Annotated in this window: 13 protein-coding genes; 8 read left to right on the top strand and 5 right to left on the bottom strand. The window is 51.5% G+C overall.

Annotated features, from left to right (window positions below; genetic code table 11):
- Nucleotides 1–213: 213 nt before the first annotated feature.
- Nucleotides 214–657: an aminoglycoside 6'-N-acetyltransferase gene (gene aac(6'), locus EVJ32_RS02435; protein ID WP_070327593.1), complete on the bottom strand. Its 444-nt coding sequence runs from the start codon at nt 655–657 to the stop codon at nt 214–216.
- Between the two features lie 75 nt (nt 658–732).
- On the opposite strand from aac(6'), the gene EVJ32_RS02430 reads away from it, so the two are divergent.
- On the top strand, nt 733–1,053 hold the full coding sequence (locus EVJ32_RS02430) for a DUF3055 domain-containing protein (RefSeq protein WP_070327592.1): 321 nt from the start codon (nt 733–735) through the stop codon (nt 1,051–1,053).
- A 105-nt stretch (nt 1,054–1,158) separates the two neighbouring features.
- On the opposite strand, the gene EVJ32_RS02425 is transcribed toward EVJ32_RS02430, so the two are convergent.
- Nucleotides 1,159–2,640, bottom strand: coding sequence for an aminotransferase class I/II-fold pyridoxal phosphate-dependent enzyme (locus EVJ32_RS02425; protein WP_131456320.1), 1,482 nt, complete (start codon nt 2,638–2,640; stop codon nt 1,159–1,161).
- A gap of 184 nt (nt 2,641–2,824) precedes the next feature.
- Here EVJ32_RS02425 and EVJ32_RS02420 point away from each other — a divergent pair, with 184 nt between their 5' ends.
- The 3 genes from EVJ32_RS02420 (at nt 2,825) to EVJ32_RS02410 (ending at nt 4,859) form a co-directional block, all read left to right on the top strand.
- The gene (locus tag EVJ32_RS02420; protein ID WP_070327590.1) at nt 2,825–3,091 is read left to right on the top strand and encodes a UPF0223 family protein; all 267 of its coding nucleotides are present in this window, start codon (nt 2,825–2,827) and stop codon (nt 3,089–3,091) included.
- Between the two features lie 247 nt (nt 3,092–3,338).
- A complete protein-coding gene (locus EVJ32_RS02415) occupies nt 3,339–3,527 on the top strand; it encodes a hypothetical protein (protein WP_015881266.1) in 189 nt (62 codons plus the stop codon).
- Between the two features lie 78 nt (nt 3,528–3,605).
- On the top strand, nt 3,606–4,859 hold the full coding sequence (locus EVJ32_RS02410) for an inositol monophosphatase family protein (RefSeq protein ID WP_131456318.1): 1,254 nt from the start codon (nt 3,606–3,608) through the stop codon (nt 4,857–4,859).
- Nucleotides 4,860–4,894: 35 nt separating this feature from the next.
- On the opposite strand, the gene EVJ32_RS16255 is transcribed toward EVJ32_RS02410, so the two are convergent.
- Nucleotides 4,895–5,071 (bottom strand): DUF5325 family protein, encoded by a 177-nt coding sequence (locus EVJ32_RS16255; RefSeq protein ID WP_167615659.1) that lies wholly within the window; start codon nt 5,069–5,071, stop codon nt 4,895–4,897.
- A 164-nt stretch (nt 5,072–5,235) separates the two neighbouring features.
- Between EVJ32_RS16255 and typA the strand changes: the two genes are divergently transcribed.
- Together typA and EVJ32_RS02400 are read left to right on the top strand one after the other, a co-directional pair.
- A complete protein-coding gene (typA, locus tag EVJ32_RS02405; protein ID WP_070327588.1) occupies nt 5,236–7,080 on the top strand; it encodes a translational GTPase TypA in 1,845 nt (614 codons plus the stop codon).
- 84 nt (nt 7,081–7,164) lie between these two features.
- Complete coding sequence (locus EVJ32_RS02400) at nt 7,165–7,515, top strand: YlaH-like family protein (RefSeq protein WP_236633741.1); 351 nt, start codon at nt 7,165–7,167, stop codon at nt 7,513–7,515.
- Between the two features lie 36 nt (nt 7,516–7,551).
- Here the strand turns inward: EVJ32_RS02400 and EVJ32_RS02395 are convergent, their stop codons facing one another.
- Nucleotides 7,552–7,752, bottom strand: coding sequence for a YlaI family protein (locus tag EVJ32_RS02395; protein ID WP_083273976.1), 201 nt, complete (start codon nt 7,750–7,752; stop codon nt 7,552–7,554).
- 113 nt (nt 7,753–7,865) lie between these two features.
- On the opposite strand from EVJ32_RS02395, the gene EVJ32_RS02390 reads away from it, so the two are divergent.
- Nucleotides 7,866–8,315, top strand: coding sequence for a PNPOx family protein (locus tag EVJ32_RS02390; protein ID WP_070327586.1), 450 nt, complete (start codon nt 7,866–7,868; stop codon nt 8,313–8,315).
- 32 nt (nt 8,316–8,347) lie between these two features.
- Entirely contained in the window at nt 8,348–9,664 is a 1,317-nt protein-coding gene (locus EVJ32_RS02385; RefSeq protein WP_016509526.1) for a PhoH family protein, read from the top strand.
- 288 nt (nt 9,665–9,952) lie between these two features.
- Here the strand turns inward: EVJ32_RS02385 and EVJ32_RS02380 are convergent, their stop codons facing one another.
- Nucleotides 9,953–11,152 (bottom strand): multidrug efflux MFS transporter, encoded by a 1,200-nt coding sequence (locus EVJ32_RS02380; protein ID WP_131456351.1) that lies wholly within the window; start codon nt 11,150–11,152, stop codon nt 9,953–9,955.
- Nucleotides 11,153–11,211 lie beyond the last annotated feature (59 nt).

The raw sequence follows: 11,211 nt of genomic DNA, 5'->3' as shown, positions 1-11,211 counted from the left end.
ACAGCGTCGCCCCGAGGGCACGCCGACTCCCGGGGGAACAGCGGGCAAGGCGAGACCCAGCAGCGACATCGTCGCGATGCGGCTCGCTGACCGCCCCCAGGAAAGCGGCGTGCCGGACAGGGCGGCTCGAAGGGCAATGAAAGCAGAGGAGCGCCATCCCATCCGGGATGACGCTCCTCTGCTCAAAATTATTTGAAGTTTTTCAGTGCCCTCCTACTCGCGGGAGAGTTTTTTGATGTAGTGGACGGTCCGTTCGACTTCATCGAAACCGATTCGAGCATGAAAACGTTGGCTCCCCTCATTGTCAAGCTCCGTATCTGAAGCGAGTTCGTCACAGCCTTTCGACCGAGCGTATGATGCGGCAGCTTCGACGAGCCGGGTCGCCACATCCTGCCCGCGTACGGATTCGTCGACGTATATCCCTTCTAAGAACGCAGTCGGAGAAGAGACGGCGCCGGGAACATAGTCATGTCTGAAACTGAGCTGGCAAAATCCGACTGCCGTGTTGTCGGTCGCCAAAAAATAATGCATCTTGCCGGAACGCAATCCGAGACGAAGCTCGGCCGTCAACTCGATCAACGGGGCGTCGGGCCAGAGCGCTTGCATGAGCGTCAATAGTGCGGCTTCGTCGCGCGCGCTTGCTTTTCGAATGTTCATGAGTCATCCTCCCTAGGTTTCACAAGTTCAGTATAAAGGAAAATAACATATGAAGTCAGAAAGGAGGGAATGATCATGGCGTTTGATGAGGAGCTATTATATACCGTTTCCGAGACGAGCCGCGTTCGGTTTACCGGCATCGAAACCGAGACGTCTCGTTATGATTTCGGATTTGTCTATACGCACCAGTTCATGGGGAAAGTACTCGTCGTCTGCATGCAGACCGGACAGTCAGCCCTTCTCGATATGCATGCGCTCGAAGAACCGAGACAGCTTTATCCGATGCTCGGAATCAATCTGTATGACACCGACCATGTTGCTGAATTTTTGCGTCTTTGTCTCGAGGAAGGGACGAAAGATGAAAAAACTTCAGAATCACCTCTTGAAAAAATGTAAGCGTTTTCTTATAATGGGTAGTAGGGGAAGCAATTCGATCATCATAAGCATCTTTTCTTCTGATGACACAAAGCGAGCCGGTCAATTTGACCGGCTCGCTTTCGTTTAGCGGATTGCTTTCGTTTGTTGGATGACTTTAATCATTTGAAGCGACTCGTCTTCAAGTCCTTGAACCGGTAAACCAGCTTCGATATTGGCCGTGATGTACTCGAGTGTCGATGCCGTGATCAATTCTCCAGGAATGATGATAGGAATCCCTGGTGGATACACCATGATGAACTCAGCCGAAATTCGTCCGACAGCGTTCTCGAGCGGAATCGTTTCCGTCTCTTCGTAGAACGCGTCTCGTGGGCTGAGCGCGAGTGGTGGGATCTCCGGGAGCATGATCGATAAAGAATCGTTCCCAGACTGCTTATACACCGATACGACATCGTGCATCGCATCGATAAGTGCTTGAATCGTCGACTCATCGTCGGCACTCGTCACGATGAAGAGGACGTTCAACAAATCGGACATCTCGACTTCGATGCGGTGATGTTCGCGCAAATATTTCTCGATTTCGAATCCGGTAATTCCAAGCTCACGAACCGATACGAGTACTTTCGTCTCATCTAAGGCGTACGTCGACTCAGAATGGAGCTCAGAGTGGCCGTAGACCGATAAATGCGGCATGTTGTTGATGGCGACGCGTGCCGACCGGGCAAGCGTGAGGGCGCGTTCGTTCATCGCCTCACCTTTTGTCGCCAATTGGCGCCGGGCTGCGTCGAGCGAGGCGAGAAGTAGGTAGGACGTCGACGTCGTCGTAATCATCGAGAGCATCGCGTGGATCCGCTCTGGCGAGACGAGACCGCGGCGTACGTTCAAAATCGAGCTACCTGTCATCGAGCCACCGAGCTTATGCACGCTCGTCGCAGCGACGTCTGCGCCCGCTTGCATCGCCGACAGAGGGAGCTCGTCGTGGAATGGCAAGTGGACACCGTGCGCTTCGTCAACGAGTACAGGGACGTCCTGAGCGTGAGCAACGGCGACGATGCGTTCGAGGTCACCAGCGACACCGAAGTACGTCGGGTTGATGACGAGGACGGCTTTCGTGTCAGGATGCAGCTCGAGCGCGCGCTCGACAGCGCTTGCCGTGATGCCGTGGGCGATCCCGTACGTCTCATCGTATTCAGGATGAATGAATACAGGATGGGCTCCGGTCAAGACGAGCGCTGACATGACGGATTTATGCACGTTACGCGGGACGATAATTTTTTCGTTCGGCCCGACGACGCCCATGATCATCGCCATGATGGCGCTCGATGTGCCTTGGACCGAGAAAAATGTCTCGTCAGCACGGAACGCTTCAGCAGCGAGACGCTCGGCTTCAGCAATCGACGCTTTCGGATGATGCAAGTCATCAAGTGGAGCGATGTTGATCAAATCGATTTTTAAAGCATTTTCGCCGATGAAGTCACGAAATTCGGGATCCATTCCTTTTCCGCCTTTGTGACCGGGAATATGGAACGCAATCGGATTTGTATTGACGTGTTTGAGCAACGTCTCAAATAGCGGCGTGTCGAGCTGTGTAGACCCTTTAATTTTCAATAGTAAGCCCTCCTTGAAATCAGCGTTTGTATGGGATCGGTCGTTTACGTATACTAAGTTTCTTTACCCGGTGAATGATTGGTCTGCTATGCAGAAAAACGATGCAACAAAAAAACTATAGAGATTTCCAAGTCAACTTGCAATAGTTTTTTTTGTTGATACAATGGTTGTCGAGGTGAAGAATATGCAAATCAACTATCCAATCAATCCGGACTGGACGACGGAAGAACTGATCGAAGTCGTCGAGTTCTATAATCAAGTCGCACTCGCCAACGAAGGCGGCGTCGATCGGGAAGAATTTTTAGCAACGTATCGGTCGTTCAAACAAATCGTGACATCAAAATCAGAAGAGAAGCAACTGAGCGCTGTCCACGATGAGCAGACCGGATACTCTACCTATCGTACGGTCCAAGCGGCCTTGAAATCAAATACTAAGATTATCAGGTTGTAACAAATGAATTGCAGGAACCGACGAATCTGTCGGTTCCTGCTTTTTTTAGTTAATCCCTTAAGAAATAGGGTACATATCACTAACGGTTATTTAAGGTTTAGGACCGGTTGAAGTGGGAATATATCCACTAAGATAAAAAATTCAAAATAGTCAGACAATTCTCTTTCTTTTTTGAATCTCATCTGATATACTCAATTCAACTTACTAAACCGTAACTTGTAGCCCAACAAAAGGAGTGTGGCATCTCATGAAACAAGTGATTGAGGCATTCAAAAGAAAAGACGCAGAAAAACGGATTCCGGTGCTGCGCCTAGAGATTGATTATGAATTGGCAACACTCTTCGATGCAATGGCGTCACAAGACGATGCCACTGTCCAGGCTAGCAAGCATCGGTTAGAGAAATACCGCCAAGAACTTTTGCGTCTCGAAGCCTGACCCACAACCGCTCATTCAACCAGTATTCCACGCGAATACTGGTTTTTGTTTGCTATAATACATAGAGAGGTGATAAATATGTTGGAATGGTTTGCGATTGATCTAATCAAACAAGCAGGGGAATATATCCGCCAACAAATCGATGAAAGTTATCGGATCGAGCGGAAGACGGGCAAAGGGGACTTGGTCACTGAAATCGATCGAGCGGTCGAACAACTGATCGTCGACCGCATCCGAGCGGCATATCCGGAGCATCAGATCGTCGGAGAAGAAGGCATCTCGACACAGCCTGACAAGTTGACAGGGACGGTTTGGTTTGTCGATCCGATTGACGGGACGCTCAATTTTATTCATCAAAAGCGGATGTTCGCCATCTCGATCGCGATTATGGTCGATGAGGTCGTCGAGTATGGATTCGTCTATGATGTGATGGCTGACGAGCTGTTCGTGGCACGACGTGGTTATGGGGCGACGCTCAACGGACGGAAGTTGCCGCCGCTTCATGAACATCACGTCCGTGACGCATTTTTGAGTATGAATGCGACGTGGGTGACCCCGAACCAACAGATTGCACCGGAAGTGTTGGCACCGATCGTCCGCGACTCTGTCGGGACACGAGCGCACGGGGCCGCCTCACTCGAACTGGCTTGGGTTGCGGCCGGACGGGTCGACGGCTATATCACGATGCGCAATATGCCCTGGGATTACGCGGCCGGAAAACTTCTCGTCGAAGAAGTCAGGGGACGCGTCGTCTCCTTATACGGTGAACCCGTCAGCTATAAAGGGAAGACATCGGTCCTCGCGGGGAGTGAGACGTTCGTCAAGGACGTCATCAAGCATTACGTCATCGCGAAAAACGTGGCGCCTGAAGTGAGGCCAGACCTTGCGATCGAACCGAACAAAACGTACGACCGTGTGCGTGATTTGCTCGTCTTGGCGAATCCGAACGAGGCGATGGTGCAAGCGCAATACGAGACGGGATCGACGTTTGAGGCTTTACTCGGCGGAGAACTCGTCGGGGCGTATATGCTCGTCCGTCGCAGTGCGGAATCGGTCGAACTCGTCAACATCGCTGTCAAACCGGACCGTCAAAACCAGACAATCGGGCAACGGATGCTCCAAGACGCCATCCGTCGGGCAGCGAGCGGAAGTGCGAGCGAACTGCTCGTCTGCACGGGCAACTCAAGCATCGTCCAGTTGCGCTTCTATCAACAAGCCGGATTCCGTTTTGCTTCGGTCGAACGCGATTATTTTCCGAACCATGGCTACGAGGCAATCGAAGAAGACGGCCTCGTGTTGCGAGACCGCATCTGCTTGACGCGAGAACTATAAAACAAGGCCCAAGGCGCTCGCCTCGGGCCTGTTCGTTATGGACGTCGGTCTGCTAGGACACGGCGGCGCAAGTTGATACCGAAGAATGTAGCGACCGCGCTCAACGCGAGACTGCCAACGATGATGGCGGTACTCGCTTCGGCGACACCGATGCCGATACCGACAAAACCGGCGACGACGGCGATTGCGATCAAGACGAACATGAGTTGCATCGAAATTCCCCCTTTTTTTCTTGGCTCTATCTCATTGTAAGCAAAATCAGCGTAATTGGAAACGGTAACAGACTATATAACGTGACAAAGGTGGTAGAACCTGTGCTATACTCTTTAAGTTGAATACAAAGTTGAAACTTTTCAAATAAGAGAGGAATAACTACATGAATTTAAGAACTAACCTCCGTAACGTAGCCATCATCGCCCACGTTGACCATGGTAAAACAACGTTAGTCGATGAACTATTGAAACAGTCTGGTACTTTCCGGACAAACGAAATGGTAGCAGAGCGCGCCATGGACTCGAACGATATCGAACGTGAGCGCGGGATTACGATCCTCGCTAAAAACACGGCAATCGATTATAAAGATACTCGCATCAACATCGTAGATACGCCAGGACACGCCGACTTCGGTGGTGAAGTTGAGCGGATCATGCGTATGGTTGATGGCGTTATTCTTGTTGTCGATGCACGTGAAGGCTGTATGCCACAAACACGCTTCGTATTGAAGAAAGCACTTGACCAAGGACTTCGCCCAATCGTTGTCGTCAACAAAATCGACAAAGCGATGGTCCGTCCGCTCGACGTCGTCGATGAAGTCGTAGACTTATTGATCGATCTCGGAGCAGATGAAGATCAACTTGAATTCCCTGTCGTCTATACGTCTGCAGTCAGCGGTTCAAGTTCGTTCGATCCTGATCCTGAGAAGCAAGAAGATACAATCACGCACGTACTCGATACGATTCTTGAGAACACACCGGCACCAATCGACAACTCGGATGAGCCGCTTCAGTTCCAAGTCACGATGCTCGACTACGATAACTACCTCGGTCGTATCGGCGTCGGTCGCGTCTTCCGTGGGAAAATCAAAGTCGGAGACCAAGTCTCACTTTGCAAAACGGACGGATCGATCAAACAACTTCGCGTCACGAAGCTATTCGGTTACTTCGGACTCAAACGTGTTGAAATCGAAGAAGCTAAAGCTGGTGACTTGATCGCCATCGCGGGGATGGAAGACATCAACGTCGGTGAAACGGTCACACCGGTCGGTAAAGAAGAGCCGCTTACGCTTCTTCGCATCGATGAGCCAACGCTTCAAATGCGTTTCATGACGAACAACTCTCCATTTGCAGGACGCGAAGGCGATTTCGTGACAGCACGTAAAATCGAAGAGCGTTTGATGAAACAACTTGAGACGGACGTTTCGCTCCGTGTCGAAAACACAGACTCGCCTGACCAATGGGTCGTATCAGGACGCGGTGAACTTCACCTCGGTATCTTGATCGAGAACATGCGTCGCGAAGGGTACGAGATCCAAGTTTCGAAACCACAAGTTATCATCCGTACAGCTGAAGACGGTACGAAAATTGAGCCTTTCGAGCGCGTCATCATCGACGTACCGGAAGAGTACACAGGTTCAGTCATGGAATCGATCGGTCTCCGTAAAGGTGAACTCGCGAACATGAACACTAACGATAACGGTCAAACTCGTATGGAATTTATCGTTCCTTCACGTGGTCTCATCGGATATCGTAACGAGTTCTTGTCGGCGACACGCGGATACGGAATCTTGAACCATACGTTCGAAGAGTATCGTCCGTTCATTCCTGCTGATATCGGCGGTCGCCGTAGCGGTGTCATGGTTTGTATCGAAGCTGGTAAGTCAACGGCTTACTCAATCGGTGCACTCGAAGACCGTGGGACGATCTTCATCGAACCAGGTACAGATGTATACGAAGGCATGATCATCGGTGAATGTAACCGTGACGTCGATCTCGCGATCAACGCCGTCAAAGGGAAACAGTTGACGAACATGCGTGCATCATCGAAAGACTCGACACAAGTCTTGAAACGTCCGCGCGTCTTCTCGCTTGAAGAGTCGCTTACGTTCTTGAACGATGACGAGTACTGCGAAATCACACCGCTCTCGATTCGACTCCGTAAAAAGGTCTTGAACAAGAACGAACGTGAAAAAGCTGACAAGCGTCGTAAACTTGGTAAAGAATAAGTAGAAAAGGGAGCGCCGAGGCGTTCCCTTTTATTTTGATTCGTGTAGAATAGACGTGTAGGAAACAAAGGGGGATTATTTGCCTTGAAAGCTTCTCAAACGATGGACATTACCCAAATCGACGTTCCGTGGATCGCCTCGCTATTAGGTGTCGGCAGTGACGCGAACGACTTTTCGGTCGGCTTTAACGCCTTGATCATCACGGTCATCTTATTGACGTTGCTCGTCTTTAAATTAGGTTTTGCCAAACAACTCGCGTGGTGGAAGGCGCTCATCGTCTACATCATTCTCGCGCTCGGAGCGGGGACGATGGCGCTCGTCTTCTTCACGTGGCCAATCCCGGAAGTATTGCTCGTCATGGCGGTCGTCCTAGCCATTTATCGGGGTCGGCTCTGGTGGAACCGCCGTCAAGACCAAGTCAATGAACCAACCTAAAAAATGGACGTCCCGTTAAAGGGGCGTCCATTTTTGTTACCATCTTCGCTTTTGGCGAAACGATGGATATAGGTGGAATTGGCCTGTTGCCGCACGCTCAGCCGTTCGTTCCGTAATGCGTGCATGACACTCTTGGCACATGTACGTTTTAGCAGGTTTATTGCGAAGTCGTTTCGCTTCGAACGACCACGAATCAATCGTATCGACTTTATCACAAAGAGAGCACTTTACGCGCATGGTCTCACCTTCCTCTTCGTTGATTATAGCATGATTTCCAGATAGAAAAGCAGGGAAAGAAGTCATTAAGGGCGAATCCATTTCGTATACCCGTTTAAGAAGGAGGGGAGTGCATGGCGAGTAAAGCAACGTTCGAACTTTCCCGGGCGCAACAAGAAACGTTAAACGAGATGCCGTTGACGTTTCTCGTCGCGTTCGATGAAGCGAAGCGGTGGCCGATCACCCACGCCATCAGTTGGGTGCAGGCGACCGATCAACAGACAGTCCGATTTGCCCTGACAAAAAACTCGCATCTCATCACGCTGTTGACAAGCGAAAAGACGGCGGGGCTCATCTTTTTAGAGGACGGTCTCGCTTACAGTGTGACGCTCTCGCACGTCCATGAATTTGAACCGGCTGTAAAACCGGGACTGCACCTTCGCTTTTTTAAAGGTTCGGTCGAAGAAGTCCGCAACATCTCCTTTTACGGGGCGACGTTCGGGCAACCGGACATCGTCAAGACGTACGATATCGAAGCAGCGGAAAAATTGGACCGAGAAGTGAAGGAAAGCTTGAACTCTTGATCACCAACAATTTTCGAGGGGCGGCAAAGCTTATGAAAAAAACGTATGTGCTCGATACGAACGTACTTCTACACGACCCACTCTCACTCTTTCAATTCGATGAGCATGACGTCGTCATCCCGGCCATCGTCCTAGAAGAACTCGATGGAAAAAAACGAAACATGGACGAGCTTGGCCGTAACGCCCGAGAAACGGCGCGTGTGCTTGACCAGCTCCGATCGACCGGCAAACTTCATGACGGGGTGCCGCTCGAGAATGGCGGCCATCTCTTCGTTGAGATCGGTCATGAACATACAGTCGACTTCCCGTTCGACGTCATGACGAATGACAACCGGATTTTGACGGTCGCACTTGGTTTGATGAAACAGTATGAGCATGATCATAACCGGAAAGTCGTGGTCGTCTCAAAAGATATACTGGTCCGTGTCAAAGCGGATGCGATCGGCATCGAAGCCGAAGATTATTTGACAGACCATATCGTCGACACGACGAATCTGTACGCCGGCTATCGCGAGATTGAGGTCGATCAGGCGATAATTGATGAATTCTATCAAGTTCGCCAGCTACCGACGTCGGCTTTTTCAAAAAACCAACTGTACCCGAACTCATTTGTCATCTTAAAGAGTAACGTTTCGAAAGCGAGCGCACTCGCGGTCGTCGATCCGTTACAACCGATCGTTCGACCGTTATCGCTCGACGCCGAGCACGTCTGGGGCATTCATCCGCGGAACGTCCAACAACGAATGGCGCTCGATTTACTGCTTCGCGACGATATTCCGTTCGTGACGCTCCTCGGGAAGGCCGGGACCGGGAAGACGCTCCTCGCTCTCGCGGCGGGACTTGCCCTCGTCGAGGACGAACGTCGCTTCAACAAGCTCGTCGTGGCGCGTCCGGTCGTGCCGATGGGCAACGACATCGGATACTTGCCGGGTGAGATGGAAGATAAGCTTCGTCCATGGATGCAGCCGATCTATGACAATCTTGAATTCTTGTTTAATGCCAACTCGAAAGACGAGCTCGGAAATATCCTCGCCGGCATCAAATCGATTCAGCTCGAGGCGCTCACATATATTCGGGGGCGAAGTATGCCGGACCAGTTCATCATCATCGATGAAGCGCAGAACTTGACGAAGCACGAGATCAAGACGATTTTGACCCGGGTCGGGGAGAATTCGAAGATTGTTCTCGTCGGCGATCCGTATCAGATCGATCATCCGTATTTAGATGAATATTCGAACGGGCTCTCGTATGCCGTCGAGCGGTTCAAAGGGCAAAACGTATTCGGTCACGTCCAACTCATCAAAGGCGAACGCTCGTCGCTCGCCCGGTTGGCGGCCGACTTGCTATAGAAATAGACGTCGAGCGTGAGCGTGACGTCTCAGCTTGTTGACCAACATGAATAATATTGCTCGTCTTCCGGCGCCCACGCTTTCTGCAGGCAATCCCGGAGCCGCAACGCAAACGGTCGCCATCTGGCGGCCATTTGTCTTTTTCTGAGGCCTCGACAGTCGAGAGAAAAAGCCCGGTTTATGTGGGGCAGAGCGCCTCGAGGTCTTCAGACATAAAAAAGACGAACCAGATCGCTATTAGCGACCTGGTTCGTCAACAGCCTGAGACGTGGAGCGTGCGCTCGACGTCTATTTTGTGTTTGGGTGGAGCAAAACTTGGACGTTCGCCTTCTCAAGCAACGCGTTCGTCAACATGATCAAACCGGTTATGATGAAGAGAGCGGAGAATCCGAAGTGGGCGACGATTTGGGATCCGAACAACGGTCCGAGCAGGTTGCCCATGAACTGGGCCGACTGGTTGTAAGAAAAAATGCGTCCGGTCGCGTGACTCGGTGTATGTTTCCTTAGCAGTGACTGCACAGACGGCATGAGTGCCGCGGTCGCGAAACCAAGGCCGAAGCGCAACATGACGAGCTGTGTCGTCGACGTCACGAACGCCTGAGGAATCAAGAACGCGGTATAAATGATGAGCGCCCAAAACAAAATCCGTTCCGGCCCGTGGCGGTCTGACAGCCGTCCGAGATGTTGTGCGGACAGGAGGGCGGCCACCCCCGGCGCTGAAGCGACGATTCCCGCGATGAACGCGAGGGAAGTCGTGTACGGGTTCAGTTCACGGACGTACAGTGTCAACAGTGGCCCGATTGACTGCGTTGAAAACTGAATTAAAAACGTCGTCAAAAACAAGCTGAAGATGAGTTGGGGATGACGGAGCGAGGCGATGATCGACTTTGTCGAATCAAGTCGCTCGCGCGCCACCGGGACGAAATCTTCTTTCACGAACAGGAGTGTGATTAAAAACGTGACGAAGAGTGCGCTACCGGTAAAGAGAAAGACGGGTCGAAGCCCAATCCAGTCTGCGAGCAGTCCACCGATCAATGGACCGAGGAGTCCGCCGGTGATACCACCGGTCGACAACGTGCCGAGCGCCCAGCCGCTTTTCTCTTTTGGTGTCTGTGAGATGACGAGAGTGATGCCGGCCGAGATGAATCCGGAGACGGCACCCATGATGAGTCGTAAACCGACGAGTTGATAAACGTCTTGCACGAAGCCGATCAAGAACATGACGACGGCCATTCCGAGGCTCGCCCGAATCAACATGAGCTTGCGCCCTTTCTGGTCAGCGAGTCGGCCCCAAAGCGGGGAGACAATGGCGGCCACGAGGAAAGTGGCGCCGAAAGCGACGGCGGACCAGGTGACGACGTGGTCAGGGTTGGTCACACCGAGCTCTTCGATAAATAAGGGCAGGAACGGTAAGACGAGGCTCATCGAGGCAGCCGTCAAGAAGCTGCCGATCCAAACGATGATCAAGTTCTTTTTCCATAAAGGTATCGTAAGCGTCACGACCTTTCTGCATAGAGTAGATTTCGATATCACACATGTTACACTTT

It is taken from the genome of Exiguobacterium sp. SH5S4, from assembly GCF_004337045.1.
Taxonomy (GTDB): domain Bacteria; phylum Bacillota; class Bacilli; order Exiguobacteriales; family Exiguobacteriaceae; genus Exiguobacterium; species Exiguobacterium aurantiacum_A.
The sequence above is the reverse complement of the archived record's forward strand: the minus strand, read 5'-3'. Positions and strand labels throughout refer to the sequence as shown.

Bases quoted from the DNA above. Each gene is read 5' to 3' on its own strand.
- EVJ32_RS02430 (WP_070327592.1), top strand. From the start codon at position 733: ATGGCGTTTGATGAGGAGCTATTATATACCGTTTCCGAGACGAGCCGC.
- EVJ32_RS02420 (WP_070327590.1), top strand. From the start codon at position 2,825: ATGCAAATCAACTATCCAATCAATCCGGACTGGACGACGGAAGAACTG.
- EVJ32_RS02415 (WP_015881266.1), top strand. From the start codon at position 3,339: ATGAAACAAGTGATTGAGGCATTCAAAAGAAAAGACGCAGAAAAACGG.
- EVJ32_RS02410 (WP_131456318.1), top strand. From the start codon at position 3,606: ATGTTGGAATGGTTTGCGATTGATCTAATCAAACAAGCAGGGGAATAT.
- EVJ32_RS16255 (WP_167615659.1), bottom strand. From the start codon at position 5,071: ATGCAACTCATGTTCGTCTTGATCGCAATCGCCGTCGTCGCCGGTTTT.
- typA (WP_070327588.1), top strand. From the start codon at position 5,236: ATGAATTTAAGAACTAACCTCCGTAACGTAGCCATCATCGCCCACGTT.
- EVJ32_RS02395 (WP_083273976.1), bottom strand. From the start codon at position 7,752: ATGCGCGTAAAGTGCTCTCTTTGTGATAAAGTCGATACGATTGATTCG.
- EVJ32_RS02390 (WP_070327586.1), top strand. From the start codon at position 7,866: ATGGCGAGTAAAGCAACGTTCGAACTTTCCCGGGCGCAACAAGAAACG.
- EVJ32_RS02385 (WP_016509526.1), top strand. From the start codon at position 8,348: ATGAAAAAAACGTATGTGCTCGATACGAACGTACTTCTACACGACCCA.